Here is a 21288-nt window from a genome sequence, read left to right as displayed (position 1 = left end):
TACAAAATTAAATTTTGAGAACGTATTCACGACAAACAAATATTCAATCAAACAGAGATTAAGATTTGGTGATAACGTTTAGATAAATAAAAAATTAAAAAATTACATATGAAAAAATACATCCTTCTTGGTGCAACAGTTCTATTTTTGGTATCCTGCAAAAAACCACCAGCTGGCGGAAATTTGGGTGTTTTACAGATGGAAGCAGCGCCAGATCATTGGACGAATATTCAGAGAGAAGGTGGTGCATCTCATTCAGAAGGAGCAGAAAATCATGCTGAAGGTGGAACTCACGCTGCAGAAATGGTAGATGTTGAAGTAAATGGTGCAAAATTAAAAGGAAACAAAGGAGGTCTAGAAGAATCTATGGCGATGTTCCTTTCTAAAGATGGCTACAAAAACGCTACAGATGATGCAGCTTTAAAAGAAACTTGGTATAGTTTTGATCAAGTAAATTTCAAAATGGGATCTTCTAATCAACTGCTTGAAGGTTCTGAAGGTCAATTGAAAAATCTTGCACAAATCTTGAAAGCTTATCCAGATGCAAAAATAAAAATTGGAGGTTATACAGATAAAACTGGTGACGAAGCTGTGAATACAAAAATTTCCCAACAAAGAGCAGATTTTGTAAAATCTGAATTATCGAAAATGGGAGTTGGCGCGCAAGTTTTAGGTGCAGAAGGTTACGGAAGCAAGTTCGCGAAAGTAGCAGCAACAGCTACAGATGCAGAAAGAGCTGTAGATAGAAAAATGGCTGTAAGATTTGCAAAATAAAATGCTACAATATAATATTTAAAAAAATGTCTTGCTTTTTGCGAGACATTTTTTTTGTCGATTTAATTTTGCTAAATTAGTGTCTGAATTTTATTACAAACAACTACTTCAACTTCAATTTTTTAATCCATTAATAATAAATCATTTAAAAAAAAATATATGCAAGAAACCTTACAATACATAGAACAAAATAAACAAAGATTTGTAGATGAGCTTTTTCAACTATTGAGAATACCTTCAATTTCGGCAGATTTGGCCTACAAAAAAGATTTGCTAGAATGTGCAGAACTTTGTGCAGAATTTCTAAAACAAGCGGATGTAGAAAATGTAGAAATTTGTGAAACACCGGGAAATCCCATCGTGTATGCAGACAAATTTATTTCGGCAGATTTACCTACAGTTTTGGTTTATGGTCATTATGATGTGCAACCACCAGATCCATTAGAACTTTGGACAAAACCACCTTTTGAACCTTATATAGAAAAGACAGAAAATCATCCAGACGGAGCCATCTTCGCAAGAGGAAGTGCAGATGATAAAGGACAGTTTTTCATGCATGTCAAAGCTTTAGAAGCGATGCTGAAAACGGGAAATCTACCTTGTAATGTGAAAATAATTTTGGAAGGTGAAGAAGAAGTAGGTTCCAAAAATCTAGGAGATTGGGTGAAGCAAAACACAGAGAAATTAAAATGCGATTGTATTCTTATTTCAGATACTCATATTTATTCCAATGAACAACCAACGGTAACTACAGGTTTACGCGGTTTAAGTTATGTAGAAGTAGAAGTAGAAGGTCCGAATAGAGATTTGCATTCTGGTCTATATGGAGGTGCTGTTCCTAATCCTATTCATGTATTAAGCAGAATGATTGCTGGTTTGATAGATGATCAAGGACATATAACCATAGATGGTTTTTATGATAATGTAGACACCATTTCTACAGAAGAACGTGCAGAAATGAATAAACTGAAAGATGATCCAGAGGTTTTCAAAAATTCTATTGGCTTAAATGGAGTAGAAGGAGAGCATGGCTATACCACTTTGGAGAGAACTTCCATTCGCCCAACATTAGATGTAAACGGAATTTGGGGAGGTTATACAGGAGAAGGAGCAAAGACGGTAATTCCATCCAAAGCTTTTGCAAAAATTTCTATGCGTTTGGTTCCGTATCAAACTCCCGAAGAAATCACAGAAAAATTTACAAAATATTTTGAAAAAATTGCACCAAGCAATGTGAAAATAAAGGTAACGCCACATCACGGTGGAATGCCATATGTTTTGCCGAGCGAAACCAATGAGTTTGTGGCAGCAAAACAAGCAATGGAAACTGCCTTTGGCAAAGAAGTTTTGCCTTATAGAAGTGGAGGAAGTATTCCAATCACCGCAATGTTTGAAGAGATTTTGGGAGCAAAATCTGTTTTAATGGGCTTCGGTTTGGATTCTGATGCCATTCATTCTCCAAATGAGCACTATGGTTTGTTTAATTTTTACAAAGGAATTGAAAGCATCCCCTTGTTTTTTGAAAACTATGCGAAGATGAAAAAATAAAAATAGAATCTTCTAAAAGTATATTTTTAAATAAGAAAAAAGAGCCTAAAATTTTAACATATTGGGCTCTTTTTTTTTGCTTGTACAATTCAAATTAATGTTTACATTTGTTTAACAAAAAAAAATGTTTAGTATGAAAAAAAATCTACTTCTTTTAGTTTTTGCGATTCTTTTTTCGGGTATTTTGCCTGCGCAAGTTTTGCAATATAATTTGGCATTGGATGCCAATGGTTCAACTTCTGGAAACTCTAGAGCGCCGCAAGGTACTATTAGATATTCTAGAACCGTCTATGTGATTACTGCTGCAGAAATGACATCTTCTGGTTTAGTGAGCGGAAATACCATCAATGGTATTGGTTTCAATTACAGTACTGCACAAAATCTTGCTACAACAGGAAATTTTAAAGTGTATTTGCAAAATACTACAGATGTTGCAAATAATAAAAGTACAGACTGGGCAACTTCACTTGCTGGGATGACGCAATCCAGCAATGGTTCCGTCACTATTCCTGCAACCACTGGACAAGTGAATCATGCATTTACTGGTGGAAGCACTTTTACATATACTGGTGGCGGATTGTATGTGGCTTTTGAGTATGAAAATGTATCTGGCACATTACCTACAGTGTCAAATGTCGCAGCATGTACTACCTCAATTACCAATGGGCTGAAAAGTGCGCAAAGTACTATTGCAATGCCTACAACTACAGCAGCTTCAAATTTTAGACCACAAACCTACTTAGCAACCTTGGTTTCATGCGCGTCTCCTACAAATATAGATGCATCTACTGTAACCAATACAACCGCAACTTTAACGTGGACTGCTGCTAATGGAAATCCACCAACTTATGATTTAGAATATGGACCTATAGGATTTACACAAGGATCAGGAACTACAGTTTCTGTTTCTGGTACTACTTATACTTTTCCTGCACAAGCTGTAGGTTCAAATTTGAGTTTTTATTTAAGATCTAATTGTGGAGCTTCTCAAAGTGCTTGGTTAGGTGCATATAACGTTTTTTTAATTAAAACTCCACCTTATGCTAATAACTTTGATACAGCTAATAATAGATCAGATGGTTTTGTAGGAACTACTGGATGGAGTATTGCTGTAGATAGTCCTGCTATTACCGTTTCTCAAACTCCAGATGGTTTTTTCTACTCTAATAATTCTACAACTGCCGCTACTAGCCAGCAGATGTATAGTAGACCTGTTAATTTATTCGCAAACAATTCTAATACAGCTACCTATTACACAAGAGCATACGCTTTTGATGTTTCTACTGGTGTTCCTGGGACAGTATCTCCAATGCTTTTGAAAGTCTATAGAAACACCACCAGAAGTTTAACTGGTGCTACTCAGATTGGAACTGCAATTACTGTAAATGGTGTAACTCATGTAATGCAAACATCTACGTTTACAGTACCTACAACGGGAACTTATTATTTAATTTTTAGCAATGAAACTCCTGTTGCAACTGGAGCTACAAATACAACTGCTTTGATATTTGATACTTTTGCAATTAATAGTACATTGTCTACCAATGAAGTAAGCGCAGAAGATTTATTTTCTATCTATCCTAATCCTACATCAGATGTTTTAAATATAAAAACAGATGGTAAAATAAAATCTGTAACAATATTTGATATGGCAGGTAGAAAAATGGATGTGAAAATACTTGATAGCAAGATAGATGTTAAAAATCTAGACGCTGGTGGTTACTTAATTTCTGTAGAAACTACAAAAGGAATTTCTACGGAAAAATTTATAAAAAAATAAATTTTATATTTTTAATGATTGATCGTCTTATTTAATTATGAGACGATTTTTTTTGTATATTTGTTTATAATTAATAATTTATAATATGAAAAAAGTTTTCTTTTCTTTAGCTATTATTTCATCAACAATAGCTTTTTCACAAATTCAAAATGTAATTTCTGAAAATTTCAATGGTTTGACAACTGGAAATCTTGGTACAGATGTTACGGGAGCAACTGCTGGTCAAAATGGATGGTATACTGGCAATGGAACTGTTGCAGATTATCAAATAACTACAGTTGATGCAGCGCATGGCAAATCTTTAAGAATGATTTCTGGCGCAGGAGCACCACCAGCAACTGGTAGCAATGCAAACAACCGTTTTGCTTGGAAAGATATTACCGCAACTCCAACTTTTACTAATAATGCAATAAAAGTGGAATTTGAATTTTATACTGGAGCTGCTGCTGGAGCTGGAAGATCTCAATCTGCTTTGTTTGATGCTACAAATGGTATTGTAGGTATTGCTTATGATTATGCTACTCAAACATTTAAAGGTTTGCTTAGACTTACACCTACTTCTGGTACTACTGCAGGAACCGCTGCATTTTATACGGCAAATTTGGGGACGCAGACTTTCGCACCTAATACGTGGGTAAAAGTATATTATTATTATAATGGTACAGATGGTTCATATGGTTTTGGTTATCCTGGTGGAGCATATAGTTTTGGTTTAACGCAAGTAGGAACTACATACACGCTTTCCCCAAGTTTAGTACCAACAGAGCATGATTTTTATAATGTAACTCTTGATACAAATACGGTTGCAAATTCAAATTCTTATGATAATTTACTTGTAACTTACAGTACTTTAGCTCAAGCATTATCAACGCAAGATGTAAAGGCAGCAACAATTGCTTTTAATGTGTATCCAAATCCAACATCCGATATTCTAAATATTGAAACATCTGATAAAATAAAAGCTATCTCTATTTTTGATATGGCTGGTAGAAAAATGGACGTTAGCGTTAAAGAGAATTCAGTAGATGTAAGAAATCTAGAAACTGGTTCTTACTTAATTAATATAGAAACTGCAAAAGGAACTTCTACAGAGAAATTCATTAAAAAATAAATTTTAGTTAATTTTATATTTAATTCGTCTCATATTATTATGAGACGAATTTTTTTGTATATTTACTAATAATCTAATAATCTAATAATCTAATAATATAAACGATGAAAAAAATTATACTTTTATGTACAGTTGTTTTTACAACTGCTGTTGCTACTGCGCAAGTTTCTTGGACCGAACAAAATTCTGCCTTTACTGTTCCTAGTACTGGTATTAATAACTTAAGTATTGTAGATGCAACAACTGCATGGGGAGTTGGTTATGATGGTTCTGCAACGCCAGCCAACTATCAAACATTTACAAAAACATCAAACTCTGGAACAAGTTGGACTTCAGGTGCAATTAATTTAGGTAATTCTGCATTATTAATTTCAGATATTTCTGCGGTTTCTGCAACTACAGCATGGACGATAGCTACACCTGAAACTGGTGGAGCTGGAGGTGGTGTTTGGAAAACTACTGATGGTGGAGCAAATTGGGCAAAACAAACTACTGCAACTTTTAATCTTTCTGCATCTTTCCCAAATGTTGTCCATTTTTTTGATGCCAATAATGGCTTCTGTCAAGGTGATCCTACTGGAACACTTTTTGAAATTTATACTACTTCTAATGGTGGAACAACTTGGACGAAATTAACTTCAGCTTCTGTACCAGCAGTTCAAAATGCTAATGAATACGGCTATGTACATAGTAAAGCTTATGCTGGTGATAATGCATGGTTTGGAACTTCCACAGGAAGACTTTACAAAACTGCAAATAAAGGTGCAACTTGGTCTGTGGTCTCAACTCCAATTTCAGATTTTGGAGGAACTGCATCAAGCGGTACATTTGCAATAAAAGATGCCAACAATGGTTGGATTTTAGCGAGTAGTGGTGTTGTTTATAAAACTATTGATGGTGGAACAACTTGGACTACCGGTAGTACACTTACTCAGACAAATGCAATAACTTATGTACCCGGAACTACTGGAACTTTAATTGCTGTAGGGAATGGAACTGGATCAAGCATTAGTTATAATGGAGGAACTACTTGGACTAGTATTGAAAATACAAACAGTTATGTAAGTGTTCGTGCATTAAATAGTGCAACAGTTTGGGCTGGAAGTTTTAATACAAGTGCATTTGCTGGAGGAGTTTATAAGCTTTCTGCTTTATTAGCTACAAAAGAAAATCAAATTTCTAATGGTATGTCTATTTTTCCAAATCCAACATCAGATATTTTGAATATTAAAACAGATGAGAAAATTAAATCTGTAGAAATATTTGATATGGTAGGTAGAAAAATAAATGCAGAATTGATAGACAATAAAATAAATGTAAAAGAATTAGAAGCTGGTTCTTACATATTATCTGTTGAAACTGCTAAAGGAAAATCTACAGAGAAATTTATTAAAAAGTAACATTAGTCAAAATAAAATTTCAACGCCTCTTTTTCAAGAGGCGTTGTTGCGTTTAATGAAACTTAATATTGATATTGTCAATCACTGAAAATGTTATCTTTCAATTTGAAATTTAGTAAGTTTTCCTTATCTTTCATTTATGAAAAAAACAATATACATCACCGGTGGTAGCAAAGGCATTGGCTACGGAATTGCAGAAGTTTTACTAAAAAATAATTTTGCAGTCGCAATAAGTGGGAGAGATCAAAGTGATATAGATATAGCTGTAGAGAATTTAAATAAAATATCTACAGATGTATTTGGAGTTACTTCAAACGTTAGAAATTTTGAAGATGAGAAAAATGCAGTTTCTAAAATTATAGATAAATTTGGCAAAATAGATGGCGTGATTGCTAATGCTGGTTTGGGATTTTTCAAACCGGTAGATCAAATGGAAATTGAAGAATGGAACGCGATGATTGAGACAAATCTAACGGGAGTTTTTCACTCTTTAAAAGCATCCGTAGAAGAATTGAAAAAATCCGAAGGTTATTTTATTTCTATATCGAGTTTAGCAGGCACCAATTTTTTCGAAAATGGCTCTGGCTACAATGCATCAAAATTTGGAGTTGTCGGTTTCACGCAAGCTGCAATGGTAGATTTAAGAAAATATGGCATTAAAATTTCCACAATTATGCCAGGTTCTGTTTCGTCGCACTTCAATGGACACACGCCAAACGAAGAAGACGCTTGGAAAATACAACCGGAAGATATTGGAAATTTAGTTTTGGATCTTTTAAAAATGAACCCACGAACATTGCCAAGTAAAATAGAAGTAAGACCAACGAGACCTGACTTAAAGTAAAAACCATAAAAAAAAAGGATTTTTGCCAAAGTCTAAAGACTACAAGTTAAATGCTATAAATAATAAACAAACAAAAATCAGTATGCATGCATAACGAAAATTTTGTAATTTAGCAACATAAAAAAAAATTCATGAAAATATTAGTTTGCATAAGTAGTGTGCCAGATACTACATCAAAAATAAATTTCACGGCAGATCATTCTGCATTTGATAAAACTGGAATTCAATGGGTTATCAATCCTTTAGATGAGTTTGCACTTTCTAGAGCGGTGCAATTGCAAGCATCTGCAGGAGCAATAGTTACTGTTATCAATGTTGGAGATGCAACCACAGAACCAGTGATTAGAAAATCTTTGGCAATTGGTGCAAATGATGCAATCCGCGTAAATTTAGAACCAAAAGACAGTTACCAAACAGCCAAAGAAATCGCAGCAGTTGCAAAAGATGGTGCTTACGATTTAATATTATGTGGTAAAGAATCTTTAGATTATAATGGAGGATCTGTACCAGGAATGTTGGCGCAATTGCTAGATCTTCCTTTCGTGAATGCTGCTGTAGGTTTAGAAATAAATAATGGAGAAGCAACAGCAATTCGAGAAATTGATGGAGGTAAAGAAACAATTTCTGTAAAACTACCTGCAGTTCTAGCCGGACAAAAAGGTTTGGTAGAAGAAAAAGATTTGATTATCCCAAACATGAGAGGCATCATGACGGCAAGATCAAAAGCGTTGAACGTTGTAGAAGCTTCCGCAGTTTCTCCAAAAGTAGATGCCGTAAGTTTTGAATCTGTACCTACAAGAGCAGCCGTGAAAATGGTAGCAGCAGACAATCTAGACGAATTGGTAAGAATGCTACACGAAGAAGCAAAAGTAATTTAAAAAAAATTCAGATGTTGGAATTTAAAAATTCGATATTTGAAATTAAATTTAATAATTTTTCTAATAATTAATAATTTATTGATTTCAGAATATAAATGTGCACTTCCAGCCTTGGATTTCTGATTTCAAACTAAAAATAAAAAAAAATGGCAGTATTTATTTACGCAGAAAATATAAACGGACACTACAAAAAAGCTGCTTTTGAAGCAGTTTCCTATGCAAAATCTATTGCAGACAAAAGTGGTGAAACCGTAACAGCAATCACCATCAATCCTACAGATTCTTCCGACGCTTTGTACAAATATGGCGCAACGAACGTAATAAATATCAAAGATGAAGGTCTCAAAAATTTTAGTGCAAAAGCATATGCAAATGCAGTGAATGAAGTTTTTGATGGCAAAATCATTGTATTTCCTCACACTACAGATGCTTCTTCGGTTGCACCAATGTTGGCAATACAAAAAGAATTTTCTTTGATCACCAATGTAGTAGAATCTCCAGAAAATATGTCGCCACTTACCGTAAAAAGAAATTCTTTTTCTGGAAAAGGTTTCATGCATGCAAAAGCAGAAGGCGACGGTGCAATCATCACGGTTTCCCAAAATTCCTTTGGTGCCAAAGAAAATGCAGTTTCTGGTACAGAAGAAATTAAAAATTTAACGATAGCAAACGAAGATACCAAAGTAATCTCTCATGAGCAAGCTTCCACAGCTTTAGATTTGAAAGAAGCGGAAATTGTAGTATCTGCAGGAAGAGGGATGAAAGGCCCAGAAAACTGGGGAATGATAGAAAACTTAGCAGGTGTTTTAGGAGCTGCAACAGCTTGTAGCAAGCCAGTTTCGGATATTGGTTGGAGACCTCACTCAGAACACGTAGGGCAAACAGGTAAAGCAATTTCACCAAATCTATATGTAGCAGTTGGTATATCTGGAGCGATACAACATTTGGCAGGAGTCAATTCTTCCAAAACAATTGTAGTTATCAATAGCGATCCAGAAGCGCCTTTCTTCAAATCTGCAGATTATGGAGTAGTAGGAGATGCTTTTCAAATAATCCCAGCTTTGACGGAAAAAATTAAAGCTATTCAGCAATAATATTTCAATCAAAATAATTAAAACGCATCAATTTGGTGCGTTTTTTTGGTTGTAAAAGTATCGGTTTATCAAATTTCATATCTTTTTTTTCGGAGCTTAATCCCGCTATCCACTATATCTTTTTTGCTATCGAAGATCATTGCGAGGTACGAAGCAATCTCCAAGCAAAAAAGGATGCCGTTTCTATCGGGGCTAGAAAATTCTAAATATTCCACTTATACAGATTTCAAAAGATATAAAAATTGAATAAACTCTACCGTAAGATTCCGCCTCAAGAAGTATTTCTAATGGTATGATAGTATTCTTACATCATCCCTGTTGAATAATTTCCAAATTTTAATCTTTAATTACTTTTATCCATCATCCATCATCCATCATCCATCATCCATCAACCATCAATCATCATCCATCAACCATCAACCATCATCCATCATCTATCAACCATCAATCATCATCCATCAACCATCATTCATCACTTTTAATCAACATCAAATCTTGTACATTCCACAAATTAATTTATATTTGTGATATGGATTATAAAAAATTAATTATCCGCGGTATTTCCTACAGCCAAACTCAATCTGGTGCCTATGCATTACTTTTGGAAAACGTAGAAAGCAATGTGAAAATACCCGTTGTAATCGGCAATTTTGAGGCGCAATCTATTTCTCTCGGTTTAGAAAAAGACATCCATCCACCAAGACCTCTTACACACGATTTGTTTACAAGTTTTGCAAAATCTACAAATTTTGAATTAGATTCTGTGATTATATATCAAATCATCGATGGAGTATTTTTTTCAAATATTAATTTCAAAAATATTCTTACGCAGGAAGAAGTGATTTTGGATGCAAGAACTTCGGATGCTGTCGCGATGGCAGTGCGTTTTGATGCTCCCATTTTCACCACAGATCAAGTGTTAAATGAAGCGGGCATTTTACTAGATTTGGAAGATGCTTCTAAGCCCAATACAGAATTTGAAGAAGAGCGAGAAGATGAGCAAACCATGATGATGCTATCTATGGAAGAATTGGAAACTTTGCTTGCAACTGCAGTAAAAGACGAAGATTTTGATACTGCACTTCAACTTCAAGACGAAATAAAAAAACGTAAAAAAAATATAGAATAATTTATTTATAATGAATATTAAATTAAAATTAACAGTCCTTAGTTTTCTTCAATTTTTTGTGTGGGGAGCTTGGTTGATAACTATTGGGGTTTACTGGTTTGGCACAAAACAATGGGGAGGCGAAGAATTTGGACGGGTATTTTCAACCTTAGGGATTGCTTCTATTGTAATGCCGGCACTAACAGGAATAATAGCAGATAGATGGATAAATGCAGAAAGACTTTATGGATTTTTGCACATATGCTATGGTATTGTTTTACTTTTTTTGCCAACGATTACAAATCCTGATGATTTCTTCTGGGTAATGCTAGTTGCGATGGCTTTCTATATGCCAACTATTTCTTTATCAAATTCTATAGCGTATTATATCCTGAAAAATAATAATTATGATGTAGTGAAAGTATTTCCACCAATTCGTGTTTGGGGAACTGTTGGTTTCATTGTAGCAATGTGGATCACCAATTTATCTGGAAATAAAGACACTGGAACTCAATTTTATATTGCTGCGGCAATTGCTTTTGTTCTGGGGATATTTTCTTTTACTTTACCAAAATGCCCACCACAAAATCAAATCCCGAAAGATGCTTCAATCTCAGAAAAATTGGGGTTAAATGCTTTTTCCCTATTTAAAGATTATAAAATGGCTTTGTTCTTTTTGTTTTCTATGTTTTTAGGAGCAGCACTACAATTGACGAACATGTATGGAGACACATTTCTTTCAGATTTTGGCAAAATTCCCGAATATGCAGAAAGTTTTGTAGTAAAAAGATCTACAATTATAATGTCTTTATCTCAAGTATCGGAAACCCTTTTCATTTTAGCAATTCCGTTTTTTTTGAAAAGGTATGGTATAAAGAAAGTTATGCTCATATCGATGATTGCTTGGGTTTTACGATTTGCTTTTTTCGCGTACGGAGATCCACAAGGATTTGGATTGGGATTAATTATATTATCATGTGTCGTGTACGGAATGGCATTTGATTTTTTCAATATATCTGGATCACTTTTCGTAGAAACTACAACAAACTATAAAATCAGATCTTCGGCTCAAGGCTTATTCATGATGATGACGAATGGTTTTGGGGCAATAATGGGAAGTTTAGTGAGTGGTTGGCTGATCCAACAATATTTCACACTAGAAAATGGAGACAAAATGTGGCAAGAAATCTGGCTTGTATTTGCAGCTTATGCCTTGGTAATTACAGTATTGTTCGGTTTTATGTTCAAACACAAACACGATCCTGAAGCAATAGCAGAGGTTTCTCATTAAAATCTATATTTTTTTAAATAAAATTAATTGCATCTTAATTAAAAGGTGCAATTTTTTTTTGAAATAAAAACTTAGTATTCCTGCTTTCATTAAATTTCACGTTCTTCGTGGACAAATCCTTAGATTTACGGACAAATAAAATAATTTTTTTTTAAGCATAACCCTTTGCGTTTTAGCATTCTAAAAATATTTACGTTCTTTGTTAAATACCTTACCATCTTTGCGAGAAAAATAAATTTAATTTTTTATTAGTTCAGGCAACCTTTTCAAAATATTTCCGTCTTGTATATAGAAAGCCGATGAAAACAGATTTAGAACATATCTTCAAACTTGCAAAATCTAGCGATAGAAGTGCGCAGAAAGCTTTGTACGAATTGTACTCTGGCAAAATGCTGTACATAGCAAATACCTACACAGGAAATTTGCACGATGCGGAAGATGTAGTTTCAGAGGCGTTTTTCAAAGCTTTTACAAAAATAGCAGATTGCCGAGAAGCGAAAAGTTTTCAATATTGGTTGCGGAAAATAGTGGTGAATGATGCCATTAACCTAATCCGGAAAAATAAGAATATTCTTTATACAGATTCAGAATTAATTCCAGATCTATCTGAGGAAAATTTTGAAGAAGAAGTACCCAATTTTAAAGTAGAAGATATTCTAAACGAAATGCCGATAGGATATAAATTAGTTTTTAATCTCTCCGTTTTTGAAGATAAAAAACACAGCGAGATTGCAGAAATATTGAACATCAGCGAAGGAACGAGTAAAAGCCAGCTCTCTAAAAGTAAAATTTGGCTAAAAAACTTTTTTAATAAAGAAGAAAATGGAAAATTCCTTAAAAAATAAAATAAAAAACGATTACGAAAATGGAGCTTTAAAACCATCTTCTAATCTTTGGGATCAGCTAGAAGCTAAACTTGACGCAAAAGAACAAAAGATTATTGATCCAGAAAAAACTTCTAATATCAATTACTGGAAATATGCAGCAGTTGTTCTATTAATGATTACCGTGGGATTTTTAGTAGAATATAGTTTTCTAGGTAATTCTACATCTAATGAAGTTCCAACATTAACAAAAATTGAAACACCGTTGCCTAGTAAGATTTTAGTTGTAGACACTTTAAATAATTACAAAAAAATACAATTAGAACCTATAATTGGTGAAGAGATTGTCCCAAATAAAGGTGTTGAAATAGTTTCTGAGAACGTTGAAAAATTCACAAAAAAGAAAGATGAAACTACTAAAATCACGAAGGAGGATTTTAATATCACAGAAAAAGCAATCGTACTAAATACTATTGATAAAAGTAAAAGTCAAAAAGAGGAGAAACTAGTTGCTGAAAATAATACTTTGATCGTGCCTAATAAAAGTAATCCTGTACAATACGTGAAAGCAGATGAATTGCTTTTTGGCAGAGAATTGCAAAAAGAAAAAAAGCAATTTGCAAATAGTAAAAATAAATTGGAAGAAATCACAAATTCTTTTGTCCAAAAAATAAAACCTTCTTCAGTTACAATATTTGGCGTGACTGTTTATACTGAAGACGAAGCGCCCAACTAAAATCATCTCAATTTTTCATCTATAAAAATCTGTTACAAATTAGCAGACCACTAAAAATATGTCCAAAAATTAACATTAAAATAAATATTATGAAAACTAAAATTGTACTCGCTGCCTTCGCACTTTCACTATCTATCGCCTCTTTTGCGCAAGAGAAAACGGATCTTGAAAAGAGAATTACCAACTATTCTATAAAAATAGACAGCATCGTTTCTTCTGAAAAGAAAAAAATGAATCTAGAATTAGACTATGTAGAAAGTGAATTTAAAGATGGAAAAATTTCTGAAACTACCTTGAAAGAAGAGAAAAATAGAATTTCTACCGCTTTTTCAGAGGTCATTAATAACAAAATTGATGCTGAAAAAGACGAATTAGATGCAATCACAAAAGCTTCTGCTATTAATACGGTGATGGGAAAAGAGGATGATCGTTTATTAAGTATAAGAACTAAAAGGAAAGAAAAAACACCGAAAGAAAAATTAAAATCTGGAGGTTTGGTGATTTCCACTGGAATTTTAAGTACAGAAAGTGATGGTGGTTCTTTCAATTTTTTTAATGGTTCACAAGATTTTAAAGGTTCGCTTTCTACGAGCATTACTTCCGTTAGAGAAAGGCAAATTGGAAAATATACAAGTCCATTATTTATAAATTACGGTTATGGTATTAGAGTAGATACCTATCAACTAAAAGGTAATCAGGTTTTAAGTCAAGCCAATGATCAATTAAATGTATCACCTTTTGCTAATGGAGATTTAAAATATTCAATTTTGAGAGAGAGTTATTTAGAAATACCTGTCAATTTAAGTTATGTTTTAAACCGAAAATACATTTATCAGGAAGGTGAAAAAGTTTTGGATGCAGATGCAAACCAATGGAGAGTTGGTGTTAGTTTGTATGGTGGCGTTAGAATTGGCAATAGAATTCGCTACAAATACAGCAATGCAGAAAGTGATAAAAATATCTTCATACAAAAAGTAGAAAATGGTGTGAATCCTTTCATTTTTGGAACCAAATTGAGCATCGGTTATGCAGGATTTAATTTATTTGTAAAAAAAGACTTCTCTCCCATTTTCAATAGCGATGCAAATATTGCTGAGAAACATGCACTCCAAATTGGTATAGAACTAGCAACATTTAATTTTTAACCTTACTTTTTTTTAAATAAGCAAAACACGTTTTTATAAAGCGTGTTTTTTTTGTATTTTAGCAAAACAGAATTTTTAATGAAAATAGCACAATTTATATCTTTGTTTCTTATTGTGGCAGGCACTTTTCTTCCACTTGTCCATATTCCGATTGTAGGCAATTGGAACTATTTTAAAATAGAACCAAACTTAGCATATATGGTTTGGGGATTTTCTGCTTTAGCATTCTTAGGTATTATTTTAGATAAAAGTAAACTTACTCGTATTTCTGCGATAGTTTTAATTTTACTATTTATTTTTACAATTGTTGCGGTAAAATTTAAATCTTTGGATTACTTCAGTTTTTTGCCATTTAAATCTTGGCAAGAATCTTTTGCAGGAATTGTAAAATTAAGTTACGGTTGGATTTTAGAATTTTCTGGAGCTATTTTATTATTATTCATCAAAAAAAATAAATCAATTAATCAATAATCATTTATCAATAATCAAATACTATTATGAAAGAAGTATATATTGTTTCTGCTGTCAGAACACCAATGGGAAGTTTTATGGGAAGTTTATCGAGCGTTCCCGCTACGAAATTAGGCGCAACTGCAGTGAAAGGAGCATTAGATAAAATAAACTTAGACCCAAATTTGGTTGAAGAAATCATCATGGGAAATGTATTACAAGCAGGAGAAGGTCAAGCTCCGGCTCGCCAAGTTGCTATGGAAGCTGGTCTTTCTCAATCTACACCTGCAACTACGGTGAATAAAGTTTGCGCATCTGGTATGAAAGCCGTAAGTATGGCTGCACAAGCAATAAAGGCGGGAGATCAAGACGTAATTGTAGCGGGTGGAATGGAAAATATGTCTTCCGTTCCGCATTATTTAGACGCAAGAAATGGAGTGAAATTGGGCGACATCAAATTGAAAGACGGAATGGTTTTAGACGGTTTGATGGATGTTTACAACAAAGTGCACATGGGAGTTTGCGCAGAAAAATGTGCTGCAGAATATGGCTTCACTCGTGAAGATCAAGATGCTTTTGCTGTAGAATCTTACAAAAGATCTGCAAAAGCTTGGGAAAGTGGAAATTTCACCGAAGAAGTTATACCTGTTTCAATTCCACAAAGAAAAGGAGATCCAATTTTATTTTCTGAAGATGAAGAATATAAAGCGGTAAATTTTGAAAAAATGGGGAAATTATCTACCGTTTTTCAAAAAGAAAATGGAACGGTAACTGCTGCAAATGCTTCAACATTAAATGATGGTGCTTCTGCATTAATACTAATGTCGAAAGAAAAAATGGAAGAATTAGGTTTAAAACCTTTGGCGAAAATAATTTCTTACGCAGATGCTGCACATGATCCATTATTCTTCACTACAGCACCTTCCAAAGCTTTACCAATCGCTTTGAAAAAAGCAAATTTAGAAATTTCTGATATAGATTTTTTCGAATTTAATGAAGCTTTCGCGGTTGTAGGTTTAGCGAATAATAAAATTTTAGGCTTAGATGCTGCAAAAGTAAATGTAAACGGTGGTGCAGTTTCTTTGGGACATCCGCTTGGAAGTTCAGGTTCTAGAATTTTAGTAACCTTGATCAATGTTTTAAAACAAAACAACGCAAAATACGGTGCTGCTGCAATTTGCAACGGTGGTGGTGGAGCAAGTGCCATGGTTTTAGAAAATATGATGTAAAACAGTAGTTGTTTTTTAAATTAATTTAGCCAATTTTCAATTTGAAGATTGGCTTTTTTTTATCTATTCAAAAATAATATCGTTTATTTGTATTAATATATTTAAAAAGCACAAAAAACCCATTTTAATTAATGAAAGCAATAAAAAATAATCCAAAAATCATGAAAGCTTGGGCTGTTTATGATTGGGCAAATTCCGTTTATTCTTTGGTGATTACTTCCACCATTTTCCCGATATATTATACCACATTAACGACAGCTTCTAAAAAAGAAATAGTAATAGAAGGTACAGGAATTGTGCGAGAAGAGGTGGTGCCACACATGATTAATATTTTAGGAACATCTTATGAACCTGCCGCATTATTTAGTTTTTCCCTCACATTATCTTTTTTAATAGTTGTAATTATTTCCCCAATTTTATCTTCTTTGGCAGATACTATTGGAAATAAGAAATCATTCTTACAATTTTTCTGTTATTTGGGAGCAACTTCCTGTATGGGTTTGGCCATGTTTACAGGAATGCAAAATGTATTTCTCGGTTTGCTTTTTAGCGTATCTGCAAGCGTAGGATTTTGGGGTAGTTTGGTTTTCTACAATTCCTTTTTACCAGATATTGCAACACCAGATAAGCAAGATGCATTATCTGCAAGAGGCTATGTATACGGTTATATTGGTTCTGTAGTATTATTAATTATCTGTCTATTATTAATACAAGTGGTTGCAAATACACCCGAAGAAATTAAAATGTATACCAGAATTACCTTTTTAATTACAGGTGCTTGGTGGTTTGGATTTTCTCAATATACTTTCAGACATTTGCCTAGATTTGGCTTGATAAAAGATAAATTGCCGAAGGATTTGGTATTATTAAATTATAAAAACATATTCCAAAAACACGAAGAACAAGGTGGTTTTTGGGAAGTTTTGAAAGACAATGTTTCTTTTTATAAAGATGTTGCCAAGCAAAGTTTTCGAGAATTATTTAAAGTTGGCAGAAATTTATTTGCAGATCGAAATTTGAAATTTTTTCTTTCGTCCTTCTTTTTTTATAGCATCGGTATGCAGACAATTTTCTTGATGGCAACTTTGTTTGGAACCTCAGAAATTTTCACAAAAGAGGAAGATCAATATAAACTAATCGTCACAATTCTAGTAATACAGATTGTTGCAATTTTTGGTGCTTTAGCTTTTTCAAAATTATCAAAATCTATTGGTAATAAAAATGTAATCAGTATTGCGGTTTTTATCTGGATTATATGTTGTCTTTCTGCGTTTTTATTAAATAAAGAAAATCCACATGTAGAAATGCAATTTTATGTTTTAGCTGCTATTATTGGTTTGGTAATGGGTGGTTTGCAAGCAATGTCTCGCTCTACATACTCGAAATTATTACCAGAAAATTCTATGGATAATACTACTTATTTCAGTTTTTACGATGTGCTAGAAAAGTTGGCTATCATCTTAGGAAGTGTAATATTTGGTTTAGTGATTCAATATTTTCACAATATGCGTTATGCTTTTGTAGCCATGTCTTTGTTTTTTGCAATAGGCTTAATTTTAATAAGATTTTTGAAGTTAGCACCTTACAATTCAGATAAAAATTAACAAAATATTTTGATATTGTTAAAAAGCGTATCTTTGCATAGAAAACACAATCGAAATTTATGAACAATCCTCTATTTTATGCCAAAATATTACTCTTCGGAGAATATGGAATTATAGAAGATTCTCAAGGTCTTACTTTGCCTTATAGTTTTTACAAAGGATCTCTTAAATTTTCTGATCTATCTACAGAATTCGAGAAAAAATCTAATGAATCTTTAAAGAAATATTCAGATTACCTACTCAATTTAGATGTTCCCAATGGTTTTGAAATAAACGTAGAAGATTTCCAAAAGGATATTGCAAAAGGGCTATTTTTTGAAAGTACCATTCCACAAGGTTATGGAGTAGGAAGTTCTGGAGCTCTGGTTGCTGCAATTTTTGAAAAATATTCGGTAGAAAAATTTCCTGCAGAGTTAATTTCTAAAGATCAGTTAAAATCTTTGAAGGTTGTTTTCGGTATTTTAGAAAGCTATTTTCATGGCAAAAGTTCTGGTATCGATCCACTTATTTGCTATATGAATTTACCTATTTTAATAGAGAATAAAGAAAGTGTAGACAAAGTTTCTATTCCAGCAGAGCACATTGGCAAAGGCGCTATATTTTTGATAGATTCTGGAAGCGTAGGAGAAACAGGACCAATGGTACAGATTTTCTTCGAAAAAATGAAGACAGAAGGTTTCCGTAAAACCATGAAAGAAGAATTTATTCGGTACAACAATGCTTGTATAGATGCGTTTTTGAAAAAAGAAATGACGCCTTTCTTCAAAAATTTAAAAAGTCTGTCTGTCTGGGCTTATGAACATTTCAAACCAATGATCCCAGAAAGTATTTATAAAATCTGGAAAAAAGGATTGGATACCAATGCATATTATCTAAAACTCTGCGGAAGTGGAGGTGGAGGTTATATTTTAGGATTCACAAAAGACTATGCAAAAGCAGAAAAAATGTTAAAAGGATTTGATAAAGAAGTTATTTATCGCTTCTAAAACCACCAAAATGGATTCTCAAAATTCGCCAAAAAATTCTAAATCATTTTCCTCAAAAATTTTTACATTCATTTATAAAATCGTCGGATTTTTGCTTGGTGCACGAATTTTCATGACGGTTTTGCTCACTTTTGCGCTCTATGTTTCCACGTTTTTCTTATTCAATCAGATGGAAAGTTTGCGCGCTTTCGTATTTGATTTTAAAGTTCACGGGATCATTTTTTGCACAATTCTCACTATTTCCGCTGGCGGAATTATCAATCAATTTTACGATCGCGAAAAAGATAAGCTTACAAAACCTTTTAGAAGTAGAATCCAAAGCTTTATTCGTCAGAAATATTATTTATATTCTTACATCGTTTTAAATTCAGTTTCACTTACGATAGCTTTTTTAATTTCACCGAGAGTTTTTGGTTTCTTTTTATTTTATCAATTCCTGATGTGGTTTTACAGCCATAAATTAGCTAAAATGCTGATTATTAATAATTTAACATTTGTAAGTTTGGCACTCTATCCATTCTTCGGAATGTTGGTTTATTATCAAACCTTCTCTGATAAAGTATTTTTGATGGCAGTTTTTCTTTTTTTAGTATTATTAATCATGGATATTTTGAAAGATCAACTCACAAAAAAGGCGGACTTACTTTTCAATTATCACACTTTGGCTACAGATATTTCTTCAAAAATAAATAAACAGATTTTAATTTTGCTGATGATTTTTAATAGTATAATTTCTTCATTAATAATTATTAGCATTGGTGCAAATTCTGTGATGAGTTACTATTTTATCGGGAGTTTGGTAATACATTTATTGATAATTTTTATTTTAATATTAAATAAAAAAAATAGTAATTTCATCAGTTTAAATCTCTTCAGAATTTGGATTTTTATAGGAATATTATCAATGTTGACTGATGGAATTATAACGAAATACTAGTGGAATTATAAGCTTTGTGAAAATTTTTTATATTTTTTGAATTAAACAAGTCAAGATTTCAGTTTTAAAATAAAGTGAGAAATAATATTTCATAATTGGTAATATTATTCAGCACCAAATTTTTATCATTAATTCAAAAAGTACCGCAAACAATTCTTAAATTTACCCACTTAATTTATTACAATTTATGTCGTCAATTTTTAATGATACCAAGATTGCTTTTGCAGATAAATCTACCGCACAACTAAAAAAAGCATATTGGCTTTTCAAATCTATGGAAATGCCGTCGCTCACTTCTGTAGGTATTTCAATGCTCAACTTTACGGTGAAGAATAAATTTCCATTCGTGAAAACAATTGTGAAAAATACGCTTTTTCAACAATTTGTTGGCGGAGAAACACGGGAAGAAAGTAGTGTTGTAGTGCAAACAATGTATTCTCGACACATCGGTAGCATATTCGATTATTCTGTAGAAGGTGCAGAAGCAGAAGGTTCTTTCGATTCTACTTGCGAAGAAATTCGACAAAATATACTATTTTCTGCAGATAATCCTGCGGTTCCTTTTGTGGTTTTTAAACCAACAGGTTTTGGTAGAATTGCGCTTTACACAAAAATAAGCGAAGGAGAATCTTTGACAGATGATGAAAAAGAAGAATGGAATAGAATTATCCACAGATATAAAGTTGTGTGCGAATTGGCAGAGACCAAAGACGTTTTACTTTTGGTAGACGCAGAAGAATCCTGGATTCAACCAGCGATTGATGGAATCTTGGAAAATTTGATGCCCATTTTTAGCAAAGAAAAAGCAAGAATTTGGAATACCATCCAAATGTATAAAACCAATCAATTGGAATATTTGGCGAAAAAAACGGCGCTTGCAAAAGAAAATAATTATTTTCTGGGCTACAAAATGGTTCGTGGTGCATACATGGAGAAGGAAAGAGCAAGAGCAAAAGAGAAAAATTATCCAAGTCCAATTCAACCAAATAAAGAAGCGTCTGATAAGAATTATAATGATGGAATTGAGTTTATTTTCAATAATTTAGATAGAGTTTCTGGTTATTTTGGTACACATAATGAAGATTCTACGGCTTTGGTTTTGCAAAAAATGAAAGAAAAAAATCTAAATAACGATTATCATCAAATTCATTTTGGGCAATTGTATGGAATGAGCGATAATATTACCTACAAATTGGGCAGCGAAAATTATAACGCTTCAAAATATTTGCCTTATGGTTCTATAGCAGACGTGGTTCCTTATTTAACGAGAAGAGCCAAAGAAAATACCTCTGTGAAAGGACAAACCGGAAGAGAATTGGCTTTGATTGGAGCTGAATTGGAGCGTAGAAAGTCTGTTCTGTAGGATTTTTTTGGGCAGCTTGAACTGCGTTCGTAAACTTCAATTAAAGCCTTCGCTTTAATATTGTTTATGCCTTCCGTTCCCGAAACGAAGAACGAGTTTCGATGATTCAATTAAAAATAATAAAAATTATGAATCAATCTTTTTATTGTTGGTTTCGGCTTCTCTCAACCACAAATAAAAAAGATT

General features: G+C 33.0%; 20 protein-coding genes. All 20 read left to right on the top strand.

Annotation, left to right across the window (positions count from 1 at the left end):
• Nucleotides 1–108 precede the first annotated feature (108 nt).
• The gene (locus tag HNQ03_RS04905; protein ID WP_173778549.1) at nt 109–774 is read left to right on the top strand and encodes an OmpA family protein; all 666 of its coding nucleotides are present in this window, start codon (nt 109–111) and stop codon (nt 772–774) included.
• Nucleotides 775–933: 159 nt separating this feature from the next.
• Nucleotides 934–2322: a dipeptidase gene (locus HNQ03_RS04900; protein WP_173778548.1), complete on the top strand. Its 1389-nt coding sequence runs from the start codon at nt 934–936 to the stop codon at nt 2320–2322.
• 133 nt (nt 2323–2455) lie between these two features.
• Nucleotides 2456–4102: a T9SS type A sorting domain-containing protein gene (locus HNQ03_RS04895; protein WP_173778547.1), complete on the top strand. Its 1647-nt coding sequence runs from the start codon at nt 2456–2458 to the stop codon at nt 4100–4102.
• An 85-nt stretch (nt 4103–4187) separates the two neighbouring features.
• A complete protein-coding gene (locus HNQ03_RS04890) occupies nt 4188–5213 on the top strand; it encodes a T9SS type A sorting domain-containing protein (RefSeq protein WP_173778546.1) in 1026 nt (341 codons plus the stop codon).
• 104 nt (nt 5214–5317) lie between these two features.
• Nucleotides 5318–6613, top strand: a complete 1296-nt coding sequence (locus HNQ03_RS04885; RefSeq protein ID WP_173778545.1) for a T9SS type A sorting domain-containing protein — start codon at nt 5318–5320, stop codon at nt 6611–6613.
• A 139-nt stretch (nt 6614–6752) separates the two neighbouring features.
• Nucleotides 6753–7457 carry an SDR family oxidoreductase gene (locus HNQ03_RS04880; RefSeq protein ID WP_173778544.1) on the top strand — a complete coding sequence of 235 codons (705 nt, stop codon included), beginning with the start codon at nt 6753–6755 and terminating at the stop codon, nt 7455–7457.
• Nucleotides 7458–7588: 131 nt separating this feature from the next.
• On the top strand, nt 7589–8335 hold the full coding sequence (locus HNQ03_RS04875; protein WP_173778543.1) for an electron transfer flavoprotein subunit beta/FixA family protein: 747 nt from the start codon (nt 7589–7591) through the stop codon (nt 8333–8335).
• Between the two features lie 146 nt (nt 8336–8481).
• Nucleotides 8482–9429 (top strand): electron transfer flavoprotein subunit alpha/FixB family protein, encoded by a 948-nt coding sequence (locus tag HNQ03_RS04870; RefSeq protein WP_173778542.1) that lies wholly within the window; start codon nt 8482–8484, stop codon nt 9427–9429.
• 318 nt (nt 9430–9747) lie between these two features.
• Nucleotides 9748–9957 (top strand): hypothetical protein, encoded by a 210-nt coding sequence (locus tag HNQ03_RS04865; protein ID WP_173778541.1) that lies wholly within the window; start codon nt 9748–9750, stop codon nt 9955–9957.
• A gap of 1 nt (nt 9958) precedes the next feature.
• Nucleotides 9959–10558, top strand: a complete 600-nt coding sequence (locus HNQ03_RS04860) for a bifunctional nuclease family protein (RefSeq protein ID WP_173778540.1) — start codon at nt 9959–9961, stop codon at nt 10556–10558.
• Nucleotides 10559–10568: 10 nt separating this feature from the next.
• A complete protein-coding gene (locus HNQ03_RS04855) occupies nt 10569–11828 on the top strand; it encodes a nucleoside permease (RefSeq protein WP_173778539.1) in 1260 nt (419 codons plus the stop codon).
• 299 nt (nt 11829–12127) lie between these two features.
• Nucleotides 12128–12673 (top strand): RNA polymerase sigma factor, encoded by a 546-nt coding sequence (locus tag HNQ03_RS04850; RefSeq protein ID WP_173778538.1) that lies wholly within the window; start codon nt 12128–12130, stop codon nt 12671–12673.
• Nucleotides 12651–13388 carry a hypothetical protein gene (locus tag HNQ03_RS04845; protein ID WP_173778537.1) on the top strand — a complete coding sequence of 246 codons (738 nt, stop codon included), beginning with the start codon at nt 12651–12653 and terminating at the stop codon, nt 13386–13388. Before HNQ03_RS04850 ends, HNQ03_RS04845 begins: the two co-directional genes overlap by 23 nt.
• 89 nt (nt 13389–13477) lie before the next feature.
• Nucleotides 13478–14533, top strand: coding sequence for a hypothetical protein (locus HNQ03_RS04840; RefSeq protein WP_173778536.1), 1056 nt, complete (start codon nt 13478–13480; stop codon nt 14531–14533).
• A gap of 78 nt (nt 14534–14611) precedes the next feature.
• Entirely contained in the window at nt 14612–15004 is a 393-nt protein-coding gene (locus HNQ03_RS04835; protein ID WP_173778535.1) for a hypothetical protein, read from the top strand.
• A 26-nt stretch (nt 15005–15030) separates the two neighbouring features.
• Nucleotides 15031–16212, top strand: a complete 1182-nt coding sequence (locus HNQ03_RS04830) for an acetyl-CoA C-acyltransferase (RefSeq protein ID WP_173778534.1) — start codon at nt 15031–15033, stop codon at nt 16210–16212.
• Between the two features lie 131 nt (nt 16213–16343).
• Nucleotides 16344–17816: an MFS transporter gene (locus HNQ03_RS04825; protein WP_173778533.1), complete on the top strand. Its 1473-nt coding sequence runs from the start codon at nt 16344–16346 to the stop codon at nt 17814–17816.
• A 59-nt stretch (nt 17817–17875) separates the two neighbouring features.
• A complete protein-coding gene (locus HNQ03_RS04820; RefSeq protein WP_173778532.1) occupies nt 17876–18802 on the top strand; it encodes a mevalonate kinase family protein in 927 nt (308 codons plus the stop codon).
• A gap of 10 nt (nt 18803–18812) precedes the next feature.
• The gene (locus tag HNQ03_RS04815; protein WP_173778531.1) at nt 18813–19739 is read left to right on the top strand and encodes a UbiA family prenyltransferase; all 927 of its coding nucleotides are present in this window, start codon (nt 18813–18815) and stop codon (nt 19737–19739) included.
• 187 nt (nt 19740–19926) lie between these two features.
• A complete protein-coding gene (locus HNQ03_RS04810; RefSeq protein ID WP_173778530.1) occupies nt 19927–21102 on the top strand; it encodes a proline dehydrogenase family protein in 1176 nt (391 codons plus the stop codon).
• Nucleotides 21103–21288: the final 186 nt, after the last annotated feature.

The sequence above is a fragment of the Frigoriflavimonas asaccharolytica genome, from assembly GCF_013294015.1.
In the GTDB taxonomy this organism is placed as follows: Bacteria; Bacteroidota; Bacteroidia; order Flavobacteriales; family Weeksellaceae; genus Frigoriflavimonas; species Frigoriflavimonas asaccharolytica.
The sequence above is the reverse complement of the archived record's forward strand: the minus strand, read 5'-3'. Positions and strand labels throughout refer to the sequence as shown.